We start from the raw sequence: 19,763 nt of genomic DNA on the forward strand, positions 1-19,763 counted from the left end.
GCCCAACCTCACAGTTTCCGGGCTCACACGGCCAGCCGCGGGAACAGATGCACCAGCAGGAGCGACACCACGCCCTGCCCGCAGGTGTAGAGCCACACCAGCATCACATTGTCGAAGGTGACGCGGCGCTGCGCGTGCAGCAAGCCTGCGAAGGAGCGCGCCAGCGTGAAGCCGGTCATCAGGACCAGGATCACGACGTGGAAAACCTGCCAGGAGGCCAGCATGTAGACGATCGCGCCATAGGCACTCTCCGACGCCACGAGGCCGCTGCCGATATGGTTGTAGGGCTCGGCCACCGCGGCGGCCAGCATCAGCAGGAGACCGGCGAGCAGGAGGCCCCGCATCGCCCAGGAGCGGTTGCCGGCCACGGCGCGGCTCGCCAGCAGCATCGCCCCCGCCGCCACGACCCAGAGCGCCGCCTCGCCGGCCAGCCACCCCAGCCCCGGCAGGGCGTCGGTGCCCTCCGGCCAGACATCCGGGCTGACCGTCCACAGGAAGACGTAGGTGAAGCACAGGCAGGCGAAGGCCGTCCCGTCCACCAGCAGCAGGACCGCCGTCCCCCACCAGGAATGGTTCTCCGATCCCTGGAGATAGACCGGCACCCGCCAGCCGCCGCCGACGTCCTGCGGCGGGTGGTCGGCCCCCTTGTCGAGGCTCCACACCCACCAGAAGACCGAGGCGATGGCCAGCACCCCCGGCACCAGCGACACCCAGTAGAGCTGCACCGCCAGACAGATGAAGTGGGCGGCGGTGAACAGCCCGGCCAGGAAATGGCTCCAGTGCGGGCCGGGCATCGGCATCAGATACTGCGGCCGGGCCTCGATCGGGCTGGTCACGATGGTCTCGCGCCGGCGGGTCGGGGCGCCGGGCAGGTAATGGGCGCCCTCCTGCACCTCGCGCGACAGGTTGGGGTGGTCCCACAGCGGGTAGAGGGAGCGGACGTGCGGGATGCTGCGCGTCGCGTAGTTGTCGTTCGGAATCCATTCCAGCGTCCCCGCCTTCCACGGATTCTCCGGCGCCGGGCGCCCCCGGCCGAAGGCGTCGCGCGCCATGTCGATCAGCACCAGCAGAATGCCGAAGGCCATCACGAAGGCCCCGACGGTCGAGATCATGTTCAGGACGTTCCAGCCGAGATCCCCCGGATAGGTGTAGACCCGCCGCGGCATGCCCATCAGGCCGCTGACATGCATGGGGAAGAAGGCGACGTTGAAGCCGATGAACATCATCCAGAAGGCCCAGCGCCCCAGACGCTCCGACAGCATGGTGCCCTTCATGGTCGGCCACCAGTGATACAGCCCGGCGAAGACCGGGAAGACCATGCCGCCGATCAGCACGTAATGCAGGTGCGCCACCACGAAGTAGCTGTCATGGGCCTGCCAGTCGAAGGGGATGACCGCCACCATCACGCCGGTCAGCCCCCCGGCCACGAAGATGAACAGGAAGCCCAGCAGGAACCACGTCGCCACCGTCCATTGCAGCCGCCCCTTGCCCAGCGTGGCGATCCAGGCGAAGACCTGGATGCCCGCCGGCACCGACACGGCCATGCTGGCGGCGGAGAAGAAGCTCAGGCTCAGCGGCGGGATGCCGGTGGCGAACATGTGGTGCACCCACAGGCCGAAGCTGAAGAAGCCGGTGCCGACCAGCGCCACCACCACCCAGTCGTGGCCGATCAGCGGCCGCTGCGCCAGCGCCGGCACCATCATCGACACCAGCCCCGCCGCCGGCAGGAAGATGATGTAGACCTCCGGATGGCCGAAGAACCAGAACAGGTGCTGCCAGAGCAGCGGGTCGCCGCCCCGCTCCGCGATGAAGAAGGGCCAGTCGAAGGCGCGCTCGATCTCCAGAAGCGCGGTCGCGATGATCACCGCCGGAAAGGCGAAGACGATCATCCCGGCCATCACCAGCATCGACCAGCAATAGACCGGGATCTTGTCCAGCGTCATGCCGGGCGGGCGGGTGCGCAGGATGCCGACGATGATCTCGATGGCCCCGGCGATGGCCGAGATCTCGATGAAGCCGATCCCGAGCAGCCAGAAATCGGCGTTGATGCCCGGCGAGAACCTCATGCTGGTCAGCGGCGGGTACATGAACCAGCCGCCGTCCGGTGCCACCTCGAAGATCAGCGAGCAGAAGAAGGCCAGCCCGCCGAACAGGTAGGCCCAGAAGGCGAAGGCCGACAGCCGGGGAAAGGGCAGGTCGCGCGCCGCCAGCATGGAGGGCAGCAGGAAGACGCCGATGGCCTCCACGATGGGCACGGCGAACAGGAACATCATGCCCGTGCCGTGCACGGTGAAGAACTGGTTGTAGAGGCTGTGCCCCAGCACGTCGTTTTCCGGCACGGCGAGCTGCGTCCGCATGACCAGCGCCAGCGTGCCCGAGATGACGAAGAACAGCAGCGCCGTGCCGATGTACATCACCCCGATGATGTTGTTGTTCACCTCCTTCAGCAGGCCGAGGCCGGAGGTCGGCCTCCAGGCGCGCTTCAGCGCCTCCAGCTCCTCCTTCGGGCGCGGCAGGCGGTTGGGCAGGGCGGCATCGTCGAGCGGCGGGGTCATTTCAGGCTCTCCAGCCAGACGGCGATGGCGTGCAGGTCGTCGCCGCCCAGGATCGGAAAGGACGGCATGCGGTTCTCCGGCTTGATGTGCTGCGCCCCGGCGATCCAGCCGGCCAGGGCCTCCGGCGTATTGGGCAGCGTCCCGGCGGCCAGCGCGCCGCGCCCGCCGACATGGGTCAGGTCCGGCCCGGCCGCCCCGTTGGCCGGCGTCCCGCGCACCGTGTGGCAGGACCCGCAGCCGGTGCGCAGGAAGGCGTCGCGCCCGGCGGCCTGCTGCGGCCCGTCGGGCTCGGCGGCGGGGCGGCGCTCGGCGGCCAGCCACTCATCGAAGCGGTCGGGCGGCTCCACCACCACGTCGAAGGCCATCAGCGCGTGCTGGGCGCCGCAATATTCGGCGCATTGGCCGCGGTAGGTGCCGGGCCGCTCCCCGACCAGGATCAGCCGGTTCTCGTGGCCGGGGATCATGTCCATCTTGCCGCCCAGGCTGGGCACCCAGAAGCTGTGGATGACATCCGCCGCGGTCACCACCACCTCCACCGGCCGCCCGGCGGGAATGACGAGGCGGTTGGCGGTGCGCAGCACCTCACCCCCCTCCCCCACACCGGGGTAGCGGACCTCCCACCACCACATGTGGCCGGTGACCTCGACGCGCAGCGGTTCCACCCCGCCGGTGTCCGACAATTGCCGGGCCACCGCGAACTCGTAGACCTGAAGCGCGGTCAGCGTGACGATGGGAAAGACGATGCCGCCGCCGATGATCCAGGCGCGGCTTCCGGGGAAACGTTCCGGCCGGGCGATGACGGCGTACCCCGCCAGCGCCATGACGAAAAGGAAGATGACCCCGCCCCCGGCGACGAGAAGCAATGTCAGGTCGAGGATCGCCTCGGCGTTGCGCCCGGCGGGGTGGAGCGCGGATTGCGGACCCTGTTCGCAGGCCGCCAGGAGGCCCATTCCGCCGGCCAGGGCCGCCCCCCGCCAGTTCCGTCTGCGTCCCTCGCTGCGGCCAGACCTGCGGTCCATGCACCCCCCTCGCGGCGTTGGCCCGCGGCGGCGGGCATCGTCGTTGCACGGCTAAACTCACGGCAAGGCCGCAGGTTCCGCCGGAACTTCGGTCAGCGGGGGAGCATTCACTCGGGGACGATCACTCTCAACCGGCGGAGCGGCCCATCCATGCGCAGAGTTCTGACGATCATCGGGCTGGTTCTGGGCGCCCAAGCGGTGGGGGGCTTCCTGTTCGCCTGGTCGGGGCTCTACAGCATCGCCGCGAGCAAGGAGCACTGGCCGCCGGTCCACTGGTTCTTCAGCATGGCGATGCGCAGCTCCATCGAGACGCACGCCGCCTTCGTGAGCGATCCGCCTGACCTCGACGACCCGGCGCTGATCCGGCGCGGCGCCGGCCACTACGAGGACGGCTGCGCCCCCTGCCACGGCGCGCCGGACGTCGGGCGCAACCCGATCTCGCGCCACATGCTGCCCACCCCGCCCTTCCTGCCGGGTCATGCCGGGGATTGGACGGACAAGCAGCTCTATTGGATCACCTACAACGGCATCAAATACGCCGGCATGCCCGCCTGGCCGGCGCAGGCGCGCGACGACGAGCCGTGGGCGGTGGCCGCCTTCCTGCGCCGGCTCGACGGCATGAGCGCCGAGGAATACCGCCGCCTGGCCTTCGGGGAGACTCCGCCGGACGGCGACCGCTCGGCCCTGGCCGATCTGCAAATGCTGGACGGCTCCGTCCGCGAGGTTCTGGACAATTGCGCCCGCTGCCACGGCTATGATGGTGCCGGGGGCGGCCCCGGGGACAGCACCGCCGCCTTCCCCCGCCTGTCCGGCCAGAACGCCGACTATCTCTTCCACGCGCTGAAGGCCTACGCCGAGGGGGGCCGGCACAGCGGCATCATGCAGCCGGTGGCCGCCGGGCTGGACGATTCGATCCTGCGTGCTCTCGCCGACCACTATGCGGGGCAAACGGCGGCGCCCTACCCGCCCCCGCCCGCCGACGCCGATCCGGCCCTGCTGGAGCTGGGCGCCCGGCTCGCCGATTCCGGCGACCGCGACACCGGAGTGCCGGCCTGCTCCGGCTGCCATGGCGAGGACCGCGACCCGCGCTATCCCCGCCTCGACGGCCAGCACGCGAGCTACATCGCCGACCAGCTCCGCCTCTGGCAGAGGGACGCGCACGGCGACACACCGCTGTCCAGGATCATGGGCGCCGCTGTGCGCAACCTGACGGAGGAGCAGATCCACGCCCTGTCCCTGCACTACGCGCTGAGCCGCCCACGGGAGACGGCGGAGACGGAGTGAACTGGTCCCGTTTTCCCGACGTTTGGATAAGCTTGGTTCGCCCAGGATGAAGGACGGACCCGATGACGGGAAAACCGAGGCGGCATTCGGCGGAGTACAAGGCAAAGGTGGCGCTGGAGGCGATCAACCGTCTCATCGGCACGATCCTCCTGGCGCAAAATGACGATTGGGCCGTCCAGCGGGTACGCCGCAGGATGCTTCCACGCTTCACCCAAAGCCGGCACACAGCGTAGGGCTATCCCCCTTCCACCCGAGGGACGAACTCGGGTTGTAAACACCGATGCGCAATGCGGCGCAGCCCAGATCGATTCCTATGATCACGCCGGCCGGTTCAATTATTCATACACTAAACATCATCAATCACGCAGAACTTGCGTTCTCAATAAAGAAATTTTTGTCGAAACGGCTGCCGTAAATTGGGTGTGATGCCATAACTCATAATGAATGACCTGATTAGTCAATATGGAAGCCTTTCATCAAAAATGCCCTTTGCATAACATGAGCATGCCCGATCGCGTTGCGGCATGATCATTGCGTTAACATTCCTATACATTTCCGGTAGCCAGGCGAACCCTTCCACACTCGAAAGTCATATCTTCATGAAGCTGTGGGCACAAAAAATTTTAAGGAGAATAATCACGCTGCTCGCCGTGAGTGTCGTCGTCCTTCTTCTTGTGCGCGCCTATGACTCGCAACGTGGCCTGCCACTCGAGATTTGGCATACCTTCGTACCACAGGAACTGCACAGGAAGGATCTGGAGAGCAGCGGCTGGACCGAATACATGAAGACAGAGGCTGCCATCTTCGACAGTGTGCGGGCGGAAGTCAGCCAGAAACTGCCCCCAGGGGAGCGCATCCCGGTCAACCGTTATTTCGATGGAAGCCCGATCTACCCTGGAAAGTTCTCGCGGGACTGGAACCGTTCCTATGTACTCGAGCCCGACGGTCCGGTCAAAGGAGCGGTGCTGTTCCTTCACGGTTTGACCGACTCCCCTTACAGCCTTCGTCACATCGCCCGCCTTTATCAGGCGTACGGATTCGTCGCCATCGCCATCCGGTTGCCCGGCCACGGCACGGTTCCCGCAGGCCTGACGGACATCGAGTGGGAGGATTGGTTGGCGGCCACCCGATTGGCGGCACGGGAAGCGCAGCGGCGAATCGCGCCGGACCAACCGCTTCACGTCGTCGGGTTTTCGAACGGCGGCGCGCTTGCGATGATGTACGCGCTCGACGCCCTCGACGATGCCCGGCTGAAGCGCCCCGACCGCATCGTTCTGATCTCGCCGATGATCGGGATCACCGCATTCGCGCGCTTCGCCGGGCTGGCCGGTTTGCCCGCGATCTTCCCCCCATTCGCGAAGGCCGCCTGGCTCGGCGTGGTGCCGGAATTCAACCCCTTCAAGTACAACTCGTTTCCGGTCAACGGCGCACGGCAGTCGCATCTGCTGACATCGGCTCTTCAGAGCCGAATCGCAAATCTTGCGGGCCATGGCCGATTGGACGGCCTTCCGCCGATCCTCACCTTCCAGTCCGTGATGGATTTCACCGTCAGCACGCGTGCGATCCTGTCCGGCTTGTACGCCCACCTCCCCGCCAACGGCAGCGAACTCGTTCTGTTCGACGTGAACCGCAACACCAAGTTCGGCCCGCTCCTGAGTTCGGCGTCCGACACCATGCTGGCGCGCATCCTGCCCGATCCGCCCCGTCGGTTCAGAACCACGATCATCACCAACGCCGATGCGGAGCGGCCCGACGTGGTCGCGCGCATGACGGAGGCCGGCACGGAGACGGAACAGGTGCATGAACTGGGGCTGATCTATCCCGCCGACGTCTATTCGCTTTCGCACGTCGCCCTTCCGTTTCCGACGACCGACTCCCTTTACGGCCTGCACCCCGATCCCAACGAGGATTTCGGCATCCATCTGGGCGCGGTCGCCGCCCGTGGAGAGCGCGGAGCCTTGATCGTCAGCATGGACGCCCTGCTCCGCATGTCGTCCAACCCCTTCTTCCCCTACCTGCTGGGGCGGATCGAGGAAACCCTGGCACCGGAAACGTCCGGGGACGCCTCAAGCCACCTGCTGCCCAACGACCGGTCCCCCTAGACACCCTGGAAGGCGGTGAAGACATGGCCACCAAGAAGGTCGCGATCGCCTGCCAGGGCGGAGGAACGCACGCCGCGTTCACCTGGGGCGTCCTGAAAACCATTCTGACGACGAAGCAGGGCTGGGACGAGACCCCGCGGGACGGCGACACCTTCGACATCGTCGCGATCAGCGGCACGTCGGCGGGCGCGCTGTGCGCGCTGGCGGTTTGGTACGGCCTCGCCCCGAACACCGCCGACACGGCGTGCGGCACCATCGGCAAGGCCATCGAGCGCCTGGACTTCCTGTGGACGACCTTCGCCGCGATCACCCCGGCCGAAGCCGCCCACAACCATCTGGTCGCCACCCTACTGGGGTGGAAATCACAGGGACTGCCGCTGCCGGTGTCCAACCCCTATTCCCCCGTCGGTCAACTTGGACTGGCCGGCCTCAACATGATGGGAGCCCGCTGGCAGTATCTTGGATTCCCGGAGCTGCTGAAAGACCTGTGCCCGCATTTCGACACGATCGATTGGCCGCGGGTGGCCGAAGCCGACATCCGGATTCTCGCCGGCGCCATCGAGGTGCTCAGCGGCAATTTCGAGGTGTTCGATTCCAACAAGACCCTCGAACAGAAGGGTCTGCGGCCGGACGGCCGGGAGATCAACCAGTACGACATCACCCGCTGGCGCATGCGCCGGGCGATCTCGCTGGCGGGCGTGGCGGCGTCGGGGACGCTTCCGGAGGTCCTGCCCGCGCAGGTCATTCCCGGCATGGTGTTTCCGACCTGCGTGCCGGGACGGACCGTCACCCGCAACGGGTATTACTGGGATGGCCTGTATTCGCGCAACCCGCCGGTGCGCGACCTTCTCGACGCGAAGGTGAAGGACGAAAAGCCGGACGAGATCTGGATCGTGCGCATCAACCCCCAGGAGTTCCACCCCGCCTCCTCGAACATCGGTCTCGAGGACATCCGGGACCGGGAGAACGATCTGGCCGGCAACCTGTCGCTCAACCAGGAACTGGACGCCATCATGACGATCAACCAATGGATCGAGCGGTACGGGAACGGGCGTCCACCGCTGGACAATCATAAGATCATCGCGGTCCGGACCATCAAGATGACCCGCGACACCGCCTGGGGACTCAAGCACACCTCGAAATTCAACCGCTGCCCCGACTACTTCGCGACGCTTCGCGAGGAAGGGCGAACCGTCACCGAAGGGTGGCTGGCCGACTGGCGGAGGCTCGGCAAGGATTTTCCCCGCTATCCCTACGACGCGCGCTACCCCGAGCCGCCCCAACCGCCTTCGCACGGAGCCCCCTAAGCAGGCCCCCACGGAGCCACCGACATGCTCGATATCGCCTTCGTCCTCGTCGCGCTCGCGCTGCTCATCTTCCTGGCCTATCGCGGCGTGACCCTGCTGATCGCCGCGCCGGCGGCCGCGCTGCTCGCCGCCCTGCTGACCGGGGGCCTGCCGATCCTCGGCGCCTACACCCAGATCTTCATGACCAACACCGGCTCCTTCATCATCGCCTTCTTTCCCCTGTTCATGCTTGGGGCGATCTTCGGCAAGCTGATGGACGACACCGGGTCGGCGCGATCCCTCGCCCGGCTGGTCAGCGCCCGGCTGGGACCGGACCGCGCGGTCGTGTCGGTGGTTCTGTGCTGCGCCGTCCTGACCTATGGCGGCGTGTCGGCCTTCGTCGTCGCCTTCGCGATCTACCCCGTGGCCGCCGCCCTGTTCCGCGACGCCGACATCCCGAAGCGGCTGATACCGGGCGCCCTGGCGCTGGGCGCCTTCACCTTCACCATGTCGGCCCTGCCGGGAACGCCGGCGATCCAGAACGCGATCCCGATGCCCTTCCTGGGCACCACGGCCTTCGCCGCGCCGGGCCTCGGAATCGTCAGCGGGCTCGTGATGTTCGCGCTGGGAGTGTTGTGGCTGGACCGGCGCGCCGCCACCGCGAAGGCATCCGGCGAGGGGTACGGCGACCATGTCGACGGCACCCCGGTGCTGGACCGCGCGGCGCGCGAACACGCGCAGTGCGAAGGGTTCGACATCGCCGAACTCTCCGCCGAACCCGCTCCGCAAGGTCTCGCCGACACGGACGCCTTGCCCCCGGCCGCGCTGGCCGTGCTGCCGATCGTCGTGGTCATCGCCAGCAACTTCCTGTTCGTCCAGGTCGTCGCTCCCCGGATGGACACCGCCTTCCTCGCCGAGCCGCGGTTCGGCGCCACGACCATCGAGGCCGTGCGCGGCGTATGGGCGGTCATCGTGGCGCTGTTCCTCGCCATCCTTCTTCTGATCGCCGGCAACTGGAACCGTCTGGGCGATCTGCGCACGAGCCTGGACAAGGGCGCCGACGCTTCGGTCCTGCCGATCTTCAGCACGGCGAGCCTTGTCGGCTTCGGCGCGGTGATCGCCGCGCTTCCGGTCTTCGGGACGATCAGCCAGGCCGTTCTTGCCATCGGCGGCGGCAACCCCCTGGTGTCGGTCGCGGCGTCCGTGGCGATTCTGTCCGCGATGACCGGCTCGGCGTCCGGCGGCATGAGCATCGTCCTCGACGCGCTCGGCCCGACCTTCGTGGACATGGCGCACACGTCCGGCTTTTCGCTCGACGTGATGCATCGGGTGACGGCGGTCGCCTCGGGTGCGCTCGACGCGTTGCCGCACAACGGCGCCGTCATCACGCTGCTCACCGTCTGCCGGCTCAACCACCGCGACTCCTATGGCGACGTCTTCGTCGTCGCCGCCGCCATACCGATGCTCGCTCTGGTCGTCCTGATCGTTTTGGCCAGCCTGCTCAAGCGCCTCGGAATCTAGGGCGAACGTCACATCGGGATCGCCGGACGCCGAAAAAATGGGGGAATCCGTGAACCACAAACGAGCCGAACGCGCACGCCGCCGATGGGCTCTGCTCGCCGTCGCGCCGTCGATCCTGCTCGCGGCATGCGGTTCCGGAGAGGAACCCGTCGCGGACCCGGTCCGCCCCGTGCGGGTGGTGACGGTCATCAAGCACGAGGGTGGCGAGACCCTGTCGTTGTCCGGCCAGATCCAGGCGCAGGACGAGGTCAGCCTCGCGTTCCGCATCGACGGACGGATGATCGAGCGTTTGGTGAATGTCGGCGATCAGGTCGAAGCGGGGCAACCCATCGCGCGCCTGGACCCCGAACCCGCCCGCAACGCCCTGAGAACGGCGCAGGCGAACCTGAGCGCCGCCATGGGACAGCAGACGCTGGCACGCAACGACTACGAGCGGCAGGAAACCCTCCTGGGCCAGGGCTGGACGACCCGCGCCCGCTACGACACCGCGGCGCAGGCGCTGAAAGCGGCGGTGGCGCAGGTCGATGCGGCGCAGGCGCAGTTCGACACCGCGCAGGATCATCTGGGCTACACGGAGCTGGTGGCCGACGGTCCCGGCACGGTCACCGCCCGCGGCGCCGAACCCGGCGAGGTGGTGGCGGCCGGTCGCATGATCGTGCATCTGGCCCGCCGGGACGGGCGGGACGCCGTTTTCGACGTTCCGGCACCGGTGTTCCGGATCGCCCCGGCCAACTCGGTCGTCACGGTGGCCCTGACCTCCGACCCCGCGGTGCAGACCATGGGGCGCGTGCGCGAAGTGGCACCGCAGGCCGACCCGGTGACCCGCACCTTCACGGTCCGGGTCGGCCTTCAGGACCCGCCCGACGCGATGCGCCTCGGCTCGACGGTCACCGGGTCGATCCGGACCGGCGGCGTGGGCGGTTTCGAGATTCCCGCAACCGCCCTGACGCAGGCGAACCGGCAGCCGGCGGTCTGGGTCGTCGATCAGGCGACGGGCACCGTCGCGTTGCGCAACATCGACCTCGAGCGCTACGACCTCGCCCGGGTCATCGTCGCGCGCGGCCTCGAAGCCGACGAGGTCGTGGTCACCGCGGGGGTGCAGGCGTTGCGGCCGGGGCAGAAGGTCCGCATGCTCGGGGCCAGGCCATGAGCGGCTTCAATCTCTCCGCCTGGGCGATCCGGAACCGGTCCCTGGTCCTCTTCCTGATGATCGGTGTCGTCCTGGCTGGAACCCTCGCGTTCCTGAAGCTCGGCCGGGCGGAGGACCCGGCCTTCACCATCCGCACCATGGTGGTGCAGGCGCAGTGGCCGGGCGCCACCCTGGACGAAACGCTCCAGCAGGTGACCGAGCGGATCGAACGGACTCTGCAGGAGGTGCCGAACCTCGACACGCTGCGCAGCTACACGGTTCCCGGAACGACCGTGATCTTCGTCGATCTGGTCGGCAGCACCCAGGGCCGCGCGGTGAGCGACACCTGGTACGAGGTGCGCAAGAGGGTCGGCGACATGCGCCACACCCTTCCGCAGGGCGTCCTTGGCCCCGGCTTCAACGACGATTTCGGCGACACCTTCGGCATCATCTACGGCTTCACCGCCGACGGGTTCACGCATCGCGAACTGCGCGACGCCGTCGAAGACGTCCGTTCACGCCTGCTGCTCATCCCGGACGTCTCGAAGATCGAGCTTCTGGGCGAGCAGGACGAGCGCGTCTACGTGGACTTCTCGCTGGAGACGCTGGCGGGGCTGGGGGTCGAGCCCGGCGCCCTGATCGCCGCCTTGCAGGCGCAGAACGCGGTGCGCCCGGCCGGCGTGCTGCGCACCGGCAAGGAAGCGGTGTCCCTGCAGGTCTCGGGCGCCTTCGCGTCGGAGCAGGACATCCTCGACGTCAATTTCGTGGCCGGTGGGCGCATGCTGCGCCTGCGCGATCTGGCCGAGGTGCGCCGCGATCTGGCCGATCCGCCCCAGCCGCTGTTCCGGGTGAACGGCGAGCCGGCGATCGGGCTCGCCATCGCGATGCGTCCGGGCGGCGACATCCTCGCCCTCGGCCGGAACGTCTCGGCGGCGATGGCGCGCATCGGCGCCGGCCTGCCGATGGGGATCGAGGCGCATCTGGTGGCCGATCAGGCGCGCACGGTCGACGAGGCGATCTCCGACTTCATCACGTCGCTGTGGCAGGCCGTCGTCATCGTGCTGATCGTCAGCTTCGTCGCGCTCGGCCTGCGCGCGGGCGCCATCGTCGCGATCACGATTCCCTTGACGCTGGCCATCGTCTTCGCCGCCATGGATCTGCTCGGCATCGATCTCCAGCGCATCTCGCTGGGCGCGCTGATCATCGCGCTCGCCCTGCTGGTGGACGACGCCATGACCACCATCGACGCGATGACCCGGCGGCTCGCCGCCGGCGACCGGATGGAGGTCGCCGCCGTGTACCCCTACAAGGCCCTGGCCATCGCGATGCTGTCCGGCACGCTGGTGACCATCGCCGGTTTCGTGCCGATCGGTTTCGCGCAGAGTTCCGCCGGCGAATACACCTTCTCCATCTTCGCCGTCGTGGGCATCGCGCTGATCGCGTCGTGGCTCGTCGCGACCGTCTTCGCACCCGTCCTGGGCATGATGCTGCTGCGGCCGCCCAAGCCGGGGCGGGGCGGAGAGCCCGGCGTCGTGCTGCGGCTGTACCGCCGTGTTCTGGGCGCGGCGATCCGGTTCCGGGGAGTGACCATCGCGACGACGCTCGGCCTGTTCGTCGCCGCGATCCTGGCGCTGGGTCTCGTTCCGCGGCAGTTCTTTCCACCCTCGGACCGGGTCGAGCTTCTGGTCGATCTCCGCCTGCCGCAGAACGCCTCGATCCACGCCACGCGCGAGGCGGTCGAACGGTTCGACGCGCTGCTGGCCAAGGAGCCGGGGGTCGCGCGCTGGAGCAGCTATGCCGGGCGCGGCGCGATCCGCTTCTACCTGCCGCTGAACGTCCAGCTCGCCAACCCCTTCATCGGCCAGACGGTGGTCGTGACCACGGACATCGCGGCGCGCGAACGGCTGCAATCCCGCCTGGAATCCCTACTGGCCGAGGAGTTCCCGGACGCCGTCGCCCGCGTGTACCCGCTGGAACTCGGGCCGCCCGTGGGGTGGCCGCTGCAGTACCGCGTCGTCGGGCCGGACCCGAGCGAGGTGCGCGAGATCGCGATGAAGCTCGCGCAGGTCGTCGCGACGTTCCCCGAGACGCGGCGGATCAACTTCGACTGGATGGAAACCGCCCGCAAATTGCGGGTGCGGATCGACCAGGACGAGGCGCGGCGCCTGGGCCTGAGTTCGGCCGCCGTCGCCACCATGCTGAACGCCGCCGTCTCGGGAAGCCCCGTCACGCCGATCCGCGACGGGATCTATCTGATCGACGTTCTGGCGCGGGATGCCCGCGGGCAGACCCTGTCGGTGGAAACGCTGCGCAGCCTGCCGGTGTCCTTGCCGAACGGACGGAGCGTTCCGCTGAACCAGCTGGCGTCCTTCGGCTACGCCCAGGATCTTCCGCTGGTCTGGCGGCGCGGGCGTCAGCCGACCCTGACGCTGCAGGCGGACGTGGCGCCCGGCGTTCCACCGGAATCCGCCATCGACGCCCTGGCGCCCCGCATCGCCGACCTGTCGGCCACCCTGCCACCGGAATACCGCATCGAGGTCGGCGGAATCGCGGAGGAAAGCGCCAAAAGCCGCGCGTCGGTCTTCGCGGTCATTCCCTTGATGCTGCTCCTGGTGCTGACCGTGCTGATGGTCCAGCTTCGCAGCTTCCAGCGTCTGGCGATCGTGCTGAGCGTGGTGCCGCTCGGCCTGATCGGCGTCGTTCTGGCGCTGCTGGCGTCCGGCCAGCCGCTCGGCTTCGTCGCCATATTGGGGGTCCTCGCGCTCGTCGGCATGATCGCGAAGAACGCCGTGATCCTGATCGAGCAGATCGAGGCGGAGCGGGCCGCCGGACGAGCCATCCCGGACGCCGTGGTCGAAGCCTGCGGCTCCCGGTTCCGCCCGATCATGCTGACCGCCGCCTCCACCGTGCTCGGCCTCATCCCGATTGCCTTCACGGTGTTCTGGGGTGCGATGGCTTTCGCGATCATGGGCGGCCTCCTTGTCGCGTCGCTGCTGACGCTCGTCTTCCTTCCGACGCTCTATGTGGCGTGGTTCAGCCGCCGCGGGACGGTGCGCAAGCCAGCTTCGGCCCGTCCATCGGCGGTGTGACCGCCTTGGGACATTCGGTCTTGAACGCGGGAAATGAGGATGCCGGTGGAAACGAAGAACAACGTCATCGACATCAGGCTCTGCCACCTGTCGCAGTTGTTCGACAGCGTCGATCCGTCGCCGTTCCGCGAAGGCAGTCTGACGCCGGGCGCCGAGGAGTATTTCCTGAGGCGGGTGAAGGAACTGCCCGTGAATCAGCCGGTTCGCATCGTGGTCCATTTTCCGGCCAAGGAGATGACGCGGTGTCCGCCGTTCGATGTCGCCGCCGCGCTGACCGGCCATTTCGCCGCCTGTGCTGCGGGCGAGGCGAAAAGGAATCGCGAGTCCATCCGAACGTGGCGCCAAGCGGCCTTGATCGGTTTTGTCGTTCTATCCGTCTGCCTTTTCCTTGCTTGGCAGATCTCCAACAATTTTCCGGCTCGCCCGATGACCCGGATTTTGCAGGAGAGCTTCGTCATCCTTGGTTGGGTCTCGGTCTGGAGGCCCATCGAGACCTTTCTTTACGAGCTGCTGCCGCCGGACAAACGCCGCCGCCGGCACCTGCTGCATCGCCTCTCGTCCGCCGAAGTCGTCGTGTGCGAATAACTTCAGCGTCGAGCTATGCGGGAGATTGGGTGACGGGGCGGTCAGGCGGCGTTCTGAGACACGGCTTCGATGACCTCGATGCCGTCGCGGAATGTGACGCCGTAGACGACCTTGGGCAACCGGTTCTCGCCCTGCAGCCGCCGCCAGGTTTCCGCCGTCTCCCGGTCCGGGACCATCCGGATCTCGCGCAGGTCCTGCTTCATCGCCGGCGGCACGGACGTGGCCACCCTGTTCAGCACGTTGGCGGTCTTGTGCACCCAGCAGCGCTGTCCAGGCCGATGGCGAGGCCACGCGCCTGGATGTCGATCCGTTCCTTCCGGTCCGCCGGGGTGGCGCCGACGATCGCCAGCATGCACTCAATAATCAGCCGTATTCCCTAGAGCGGATTGGCTGAAATCTGGTAGGTTGAACGAGGCTTTAACCGGCGAATGGGGGGTCTTGGATGCCGTTGACGGAAAGGACCGCCCAGGGCGATCAGTATGTCCTTCCCGGTGCGGAGCGCCGGACCGAGCCCGGACTTCCCTACGCTGCCGAACCCGACGGCCAGCTGGCTCTGCATTTCTATGAGCCTCCCCGTACCGACGAGAAGAACCCTGGCAAACCAACCCCTTTGCCGCGTCCGCTCCCCCGCCCCACGCCAATCAACGAAGGTCCGCTTGCCGGCCGTGTCGCGTTTTTCCCGCAGGTCATGAAAGATGTAACCGAAGCCTTCCGAGGTTTTTCCGGCGTGACGAAAGAACGCCAGGATTAGAGCATCGTGCATGAAACGGGAATCGGAGTTGCGCCGGAGCTGAGGCTGTGATTCACCGTCATTGAAGGTGGCTCACGGGTCGAGGCTGTTGGTCGGACCTTCAGGTTCGGATTTATGAAGAGATCGAGCGAGGCGGCTCCCGCCTTCATGTCGCGTGATCGGAGGGCCACCCCAGCTTGGCCGGTCAATGCGCCAGCAACACGGCGCAGCCAGTGGGATGCGTCAGAACGTGGCGCGTGGCACCGCCCAGTATGATCTCCCGCATCCGGCTATGCCCGTAGCCACCCATCACCAGCAATCCGGCATTCAGAGCGTGCGCCGCTTCCACCAGGGCTGCACCGACCGGCTGGCCTTCCCGGCCGACCTTGTGGATGGTGGCCTGGACGCCGTGCCAGACGAGGTGGTCGGCCAAAAGCTGCGGCTGCGGCCGTGGCCGCCCGCGGAGCACGCCCGCCAGGGCATCCATTGGGCCTTCGTCCGCGATCAGGATGGAGACCGTGCGCGCCCGAGAGATGAAGCCCATGGCGCCGGCGACCGCACGCACCGACGACAGGCTGCCGTTCCAGGCGATGGCGACGGTGTCGAGCCGCTCCATGGCACCGCCGGTCAACAGCAGGGGACGGCCCGACTCGAACAGCACGCACTGGGAGACCTCCAAGTCCACCGGCTCGCCGGCCGGCCTGGCCAGGACGGTCAGATCGGCAAAGCGCGCCCGTGCCGGCAGGATCCAGGCGGTCGGGCCGGTCGCCTCGCGCCAAGAAACCGACACGCCGTTTGCCTTGGCCAATCCTTCCGAGGGCCGCTCCGTCACGATTGCGGAGGCTCTGGCCACCATTTCATCGAACATCCGCCGGGCCGCTGCCGCGGTTTTCTGCGCTTTGCGCTCGGCTTCATCGACGACCTCCTGGAGGATTTCGGCGGAAACACTTTCGCCGTACAAAGGCAGATCATCGCGCGGATCGCGCCGAATATGCAGGACCTCGATATGGGCCGCGAAGAGGCGTGCCAGCGCGAAGGCCTCTTCCAGAAGCGCCGCATCGGTGGGAAGACCGCCGACCGGAATGAGGATGTTCTTGATCATGGGGCCTCCCAGCGCTTCATGCAAATAAGGACAAAGACTCGGAGATCCTGCCTACCCGTCGCTGTGCTGCCTTATCCCAGATTAAGGGATCCCAGATTAAGGGATCCCAGATTAAGGGCGTTCCTTTCCGCCTTCGGCGTCAGGCCTCGCAAACCGTGCCTTGACCCAATGATCGCTTCAACCATCGTTGTTCGGCAGACTTGGCGACGCCTTCTCCGAAGAAAGGTGACGCTCCTATTGAAACGACCGCCCCGTCAAATCGGCACCGACGGCGATTTGCCGGACTGCGGTTTCGCCTCCGACAGGACCGGTGCGATCGCCACACCATCTTGTTCATGCGAAGCGCCCGACTGCGAGGCATGGCCGCACAAGCGGAGAATCGTCATGCGCAGGTGCCTCACCGCCGTTTCGCTGACCCAGCCACGGTAGAGGTTCAGGATGAACTTGAGCACGCCTTCAAGAATGGCGATGCCGAGAGAGACGACGGACAGCCCCATGATCGCCGAAAGCGATCCGGACGAAATGGCGTCGTTGACGATGCGCCTCTGGATTTCAAGGGGCCACACGCTCAAAAGGAAGACCATGGCGGACAGGACCGACAGCCCGACTTGGTGTTTCCCGCTGTGGCGCCACACATAGCTGGCGATCGATGGCGGCAACGGTTCGGGCCGGCCTCCCTGCGCTGCAGCTTCGTGCTGCACCGCGTGAATCATCGTATCGTCAGGCATCATGCGCTCTGTGCTCGGATCGCGGGCTGGACGGTCCGTGCGGGAACCGGCCCGCCGCCATCGCCCCTCGTCGCACCTGTCGGCCAAACCGCCGATAAAACAAGCGCTTGATGCACTCGGCCAGAATCAGATAGGCAGCGACGGTCCCCGCCAGGAAGATGAAAAAGGCCAATGGCAGGCTTACGAAGCCGAACAGCGGGCCGAGCGGGCTCAGCGGGATGAGTGCCGCAAGCAGGACCATCCCCACCGACAAGGCCGCCAGAAGTGGATGCGGCCGACTGACCAGAGGCGACCGCCGCGTCCGGATGACGAAGATGATCAGCGCCTGGGTCGCCAGGGATTCCACGAACCAGCCGGTCTGGAAAAGCGCCTCCCCGGCACCGAAGAGGGTCAGCAGGGCGTAGAAGGTCAGGAAATCGAACAGGGAACTGACCGGCCCCAGGATGAGCATGAAGCGGCGGATCAGATCCATGTTCCAGCGGACCGGGCGGGTGATGGTTTCCGGATCGACGCGGTCGAAGGGGATGCCGATCTCCGACGCGTCGTAGAGCAGGTTGTTCAGCAGCACCTGGATCGGCAGCATCGGCAGGAAGGGCAGAACCAGCGCGGCGCCCGCCATGCTCAGCATGTTGCCGAAATTCGAACTGCTCCCCATCAGGATGTATTTGGTGACGTTCTCGACCGTGCGGCGGCCTTCCAGCACGCCGCCGTGGATCACCGACAGGTCGTGCTCCAGCAGGATCAGGCTCGCCGCGTCCTTGGCCACGTCGGCGGCGCCGTCCACCGAGATGCCGACATCGGCGGCGTGCAGCGCCGCCGCGTCGTTGATGCCGTCGCCGAGAAAGCCCACCGCGTGACCGCGCTGCTTCAGCGCCAGCAGAACGCGCTGCTTTTGCGGCGGCGACAGCCGGCAGAACACATTCACCTTGGCGAGCCGCAAGCGGAGCGCCTCCTCGCTCATGGCGCGCAACTCGTCGCCGGTGATCAGACCGGTCACGGGAATGCCCAGATCGCGGCAGACGTGCCGGGTCACGCGGTCGTTGTCGCCGGTGAGGATCTTCACGGCGACCCCGGCCTTCGACAGGGCGTGCACGGCCGCCGCCGCGTCGGCCTTGGGCGGGTCGAGGAAGGCGGCGAAGCCGGCGAACATCAGCTCGGTCTCGTCCGTGACCCGCGCTTCCCGCTGGTCCGGCCCGACCACGCGCGAGGCGATGCCGAGCACCCGGAACCCGTCGTCGCTCAACTGTTCGAACAGGCGCTGGACGCGCGCCCTGGCCTCGGCGTCGAAGGCGCTCGGCCGCCCCGGCCCCGGCTCGTAATGGGTGGACAGGCGCAGGACGTCCTCCGGCGCCCCCTTGACGATCAGCAGGTGCTGTCCGCCGCGCTCCAGAAGGACGGAGACGCGCCGGCGCTCGAAGTCGAAGGGCACCTCGTCGAGCTTGTGCCAATCGACGGCATCCGGTTGGCCATGCTCCAGGATGGCGTCGTCGAGCGGGCTGCGGATGCCGCTTTCGAAGCGGCTGTTGAGCCAGGCCAGCCGGAACACCTCGTCGCTGTCTTCTCCTTGGGCGTCGATGTGCCGGACCAGACGGATACGCGCCTCAGTCAGGGTACCGGTCTTGTCCGTGCACAGGACATCCATGGCTCCCAGATTGTGCAGCGCCGTCAGCCGCTTGACGATCACCTTGCGTTCGGCGAGACGCAAGGCGCCGCGGGCCAGCGTCACCGTCACGACCATCGGAAGCAATTCCGGTGTCAGCCCGACCGCCAGTGCAACCGCGAACATCAGCGATTCCAGCCAGGGCCGGTGGAACAGCACGTTCGCCAGCAGCACGAACAGCACCAGGAACACGGTCACACGCAGGATCAGCAGACCGAAATGGCGCACGCCGATCTCGAAATCGGTGGGCGGCGGCGGCGCCCTCAGGCTGTGCGCCATCGCGCCGAGCAGGGTGGCGCGCCCGGTCCGCAGGATCACCGCACGTCCTGTGCCGCTGATGACCGAGGTGCCCATGAACAGCGTGTTGGTCGCCTCGCCGGGATCGACGACGTGCGGCAGTTCGGCCACGTGTTTCTCGGTCGGATAAGGCTCGCCCGTCAACAGCGCCTGGTTTACGAAGAGGTCGCGCGCTTCCATCAGTCGGGCATCCGCCGGCACGAGGTCGCCCGCGGCCAACTGCACGACGTCGCCCGGCACCAGCCGCTCGACCGGCAACGCACGTTCCTGGCCATCGCGGAGGACCCTGGCCCGCAGCGCAACCGAGCGGCGCAGGTCCTCGATGGCGTTGCCGGCACGGACTTCCTGAACGAAGTCGAGAACGACGCTGACGAACACGATGCCCATGACGATGGCGAAGCTGTAGAAGTCGCCGGCCATGGCCGAGAATCCGCTGGCCAGAAGCAGGATGATCAGCAGAGGGTTGCGCAGGCGGTCGAGGAACTGGAGCCACAACGGCCTCCGCCGCACCGCCGAAAGGTCGTTGGACCCGCAGCGGGTCAACCGCGCGTCCGCTTCGGCGCCGCTCAACCCACCCGCCGTGCTTCCGATCCCGGCGAGGAGGGAGTCCAGCGGCTGGCTGGCCAAGGCGACGCTGTCGGGATCGCTTTCCATGTCGCCCGTCTCCTTGCACGCT

General features: G+C 67.2%; 13 protein-coding genes and 1 pseudogene. 8 read left to right on the plus strand and 6 right to left on the minus strand.

Features of this window, described 5'->3' with window-relative positions; translation table 11 throughout:
- Nucleotides 1–23: 23 nt before the first annotated feature.
- Nucleotides 24–2,555 carry a cytochrome c oxidase subunit I gene (gene ctaD / locus AC1DVI_RS10875; RefSeq protein WP_476957973.1) on the minus strand — a complete coding sequence of 844 codons (2,532 nt, stop codon included), beginning with the start codon at nucleotides 2,553–2,555 and terminating at the stop codon, nucleotides 24–26.
- Complete coding sequence (gene coxB / locus AC1DVI_RS10880; protein ID WP_476957974.1) at nucleotides 2,552–3,574, minus strand: cytochrome c oxidase subunit II; 1,023 nt, start codon at nucleotides 3,572–3,574, stop codon at nucleotides 2,552–2,554. Before coxB ends, ctaD begins: the two co-directional genes overlap by 4 nt.
- Before the next feature lie 150 nt (nucleotides 3,575–3,724).
- On the opposite strand from coxB, the gene AC1DVI_RS10885 reads away from it, so the two are divergent.
- From AC1DVI_RS10885 to AC1DVI_RS10915, 7 genes are all read left to right on the plus strand, one after another.
- Nucleotides 3,725–4,858, plus strand: a complete 1,134-nt coding sequence (locus AC1DVI_RS10885) for a c-type cytochrome (RefSeq protein WP_476957975.1) — start codon at nucleotides 3,725–3,727, stop codon at nucleotides 4,856–4,858.
- A 599-nt stretch (nucleotides 4,859–5,457) separates the two neighbouring features.
- Complete coding sequence (locus AC1DVI_RS10890) at nucleotides 5,458–6,960, plus strand: alpha/beta hydrolase (protein WP_476957976.1); 1,503 nt, start codon at nucleotides 5,458–5,460, stop codon at nucleotides 6,958–6,960.
- A 23-nt stretch (nucleotides 6,961–6,983) separates the two neighbouring features.
- A complete protein-coding gene (locus AC1DVI_RS10895; RefSeq protein ID WP_476957977.1) occupies nucleotides 6,984–8,267 on the plus strand; it encodes a patatin-like phospholipase family protein in 1,284 nt (427 codons plus the stop codon).
- 24 nt (nucleotides 8,268–8,291) lie between these two features.
- Nucleotides 8,292–9,767 carry a GntP family permease gene (locus tag AC1DVI_RS10900; RefSeq protein WP_476957978.1) on the plus strand — a complete coding sequence of 492 codons (1,476 nt, stop codon included), beginning with the start codon at nucleotides 8,292–8,294 and terminating at the stop codon, nucleotides 9,765–9,767.
- 49 nt (nucleotides 9,768–9,816) lie between these two features.
- Nucleotides 9,817–10,917, plus strand: a complete 1,101-nt coding sequence (locus AC1DVI_RS10905; protein ID WP_476957979.1) for an efflux RND transporter periplasmic adaptor subunit — start codon at nucleotides 9,817–9,819, stop codon at nucleotides 10,915–10,917.
- Nucleotides 10,914–13,985: an efflux RND transporter permease subunit gene (locus tag AC1DVI_RS10910; RefSeq protein WP_476957980.1), complete on the plus strand. Its 3,072-nt coding sequence runs from the start codon at nucleotides 10,914–10,916 to the stop codon at nucleotides 13,983–13,985. The genes AC1DVI_RS10905 and AC1DVI_RS10910 overlap by 4 nt, the downstream gene beginning before the upstream one ends.
- Before the next feature lie 39 nt (nucleotides 13,986–14,024).
- Nucleotides 14,025–14,570 carry a hypothetical protein gene (locus AC1DVI_RS10915; RefSeq protein WP_476957981.1) on the plus strand — a complete coding sequence of 182 codons (546 nt, stop codon included), beginning with the start codon at nucleotides 14,025–14,027 and terminating at the stop codon, nucleotides 14,568–14,570.
- A 41-nt stretch (nucleotides 14,571–14,611) separates the two neighbouring features.
- Here AC1DVI_RS10915 and AC1DVI_RS10920 read toward each other — a convergent pair.
- Nucleotides 14,612–14,928, minus strand: a pseudogene (locus tag AC1DVI_RS10920) (hypothetical protein); the annotation flags it as partial.
- Nucleotides 14,929–15,012: 84 nt separating this feature from the next.
- On the opposite strand from AC1DVI_RS10920, the gene AC1DVI_RS10925 reads away from it, so the two are divergent.
- The gene (locus tag AC1DVI_RS10925; RefSeq protein WP_476957982.1) at nucleotides 15,013–15,321 is read left to right on the plus strand and encodes a hypothetical protein; all 309 of its coding nucleotides are present in this window, start codon (nucleotides 15,013–15,015) and stop codon (nucleotides 15,319–15,321) included.
- 184 nt (nucleotides 15,322–15,505) lie between these two features.
- Here the strand turns inward: AC1DVI_RS10925 and AC1DVI_RS10930 are convergent, their stop codons facing one another.
- The 3 genes from AC1DVI_RS10930 to mgtA all read right to left on the minus strand — a co-directional run bounded on the left by AC1DVI_RS10930 (nucleotide 15,506) and on the right by mgtA (nucleotide 19,741).
- Complete coding sequence (locus AC1DVI_RS10930; RefSeq protein ID WP_476957983.1) at nucleotides 15,506–16,402, minus strand: universal stress protein; 897 nt, start codon at nucleotides 16,400–16,402, stop codon at nucleotides 15,506–15,508.
- A 254-nt stretch (nucleotides 16,403–16,656) separates the two neighbouring features.
- Nucleotides 16,657–17,133, minus strand: a complete 477-nt coding sequence (locus AC1DVI_RS10935) for a hypothetical protein (protein ID WP_476957984.1) — start codon at nucleotides 17,131–17,133, stop codon at nucleotides 16,657–16,659.
- Nucleotides 17,123–19,741: a magnesium-translocating P-type ATPase gene (mgtA, locus tag AC1DVI_RS10940; protein ID WP_476957985.1), complete on the minus strand. Its 2,619-nt coding sequence runs from the start codon at nucleotides 19,739–19,741 to the stop codon at nucleotides 17,123–17,125. The genes AC1DVI_RS10935 and mgtA overlap by 11 nt, the downstream gene beginning before the upstream one ends.
- Between the last annotated feature and the right edge of the window lie 22 nt (nucleotides 19,742–19,763).

This window comes from Azospirillum sp. P4_B5, assembly GCF_056402275.1.

Coding starts and splice junctions, on each gene's coding strand:
- ctaD (WP_476957973.1), bottom strand. CDS start 2,555: ATGACCCCGCCGCTCGACGATGCCGCCCTGCCCAACCGCCTGCCGCGC.
- coxB (WP_476957974.1), bottom strand. CDS start 3,574: ATGGACCGCAGGTCTGGCCGCAGCGAGGGACGCAGACGGAACTGGCGG.
- AC1DVI_RS10885 (WP_476957975.1), top strand. CDS start 3,725: ATGCGCAGAGTTCTGACGATCATCGGGCTGGTTCTGGGCGCCCAAGCG.
- AC1DVI_RS10890 (WP_476957976.1), top strand. CDS start 5,458: ATGAAGCTGTGGGCACAAAAAATTTTAAGGAGAATAATCACGCTGCTC.
- AC1DVI_RS10895 (WP_476957977.1), top strand. CDS start 6,984: ATGGCCACCAAGAAGGTCGCGATCGCCTGCCAGGGCGGAGGAACGCAC.
- AC1DVI_RS10900 (WP_476957978.1), top strand. CDS start 8,292: ATGCTCGATATCGCCTTCGTCCTCGTCGCGCTCGCGCTGCTCATCTTC.
- AC1DVI_RS10910 (WP_476957980.1), top strand. CDS start 10,914: ATGAGCGGCTTCAATCTCTCCGCCTGGGCGATCCGGAACCGGTCCCTG.
- AC1DVI_RS10915 (WP_476957981.1), top strand. CDS start 14,025: ATGCCGGTGGAAACGAAGAACAACGTCATCGACATCAGGCTCTGCCAC.
- AC1DVI_RS10925 (WP_476957982.1), top strand. CDS start 15,013: ATGCCGTTGACGGAAAGGACCGCCCAGGGCGATCAGTATGTCCTTCCC.
- AC1DVI_RS10930 (WP_476957983.1), bottom strand. CDS start 16,402: ATGATCAAGAACATCCTCATTCCGGTCGGCGGTCTTCCCACCGATGCG.
- AC1DVI_RS10935 (WP_476957984.1), bottom strand. CDS start 17,133: ATGATGCCTGACGATACGATGATTCACGCGGTGCAGCACGAAGCTGCA.
- mgtA (WP_476957985.1), bottom strand. CDS start 19,741: ATGGAAAGCGATCCCGACAGCGTCGCCTTGGCCAGCCAGCCGCTGGAC.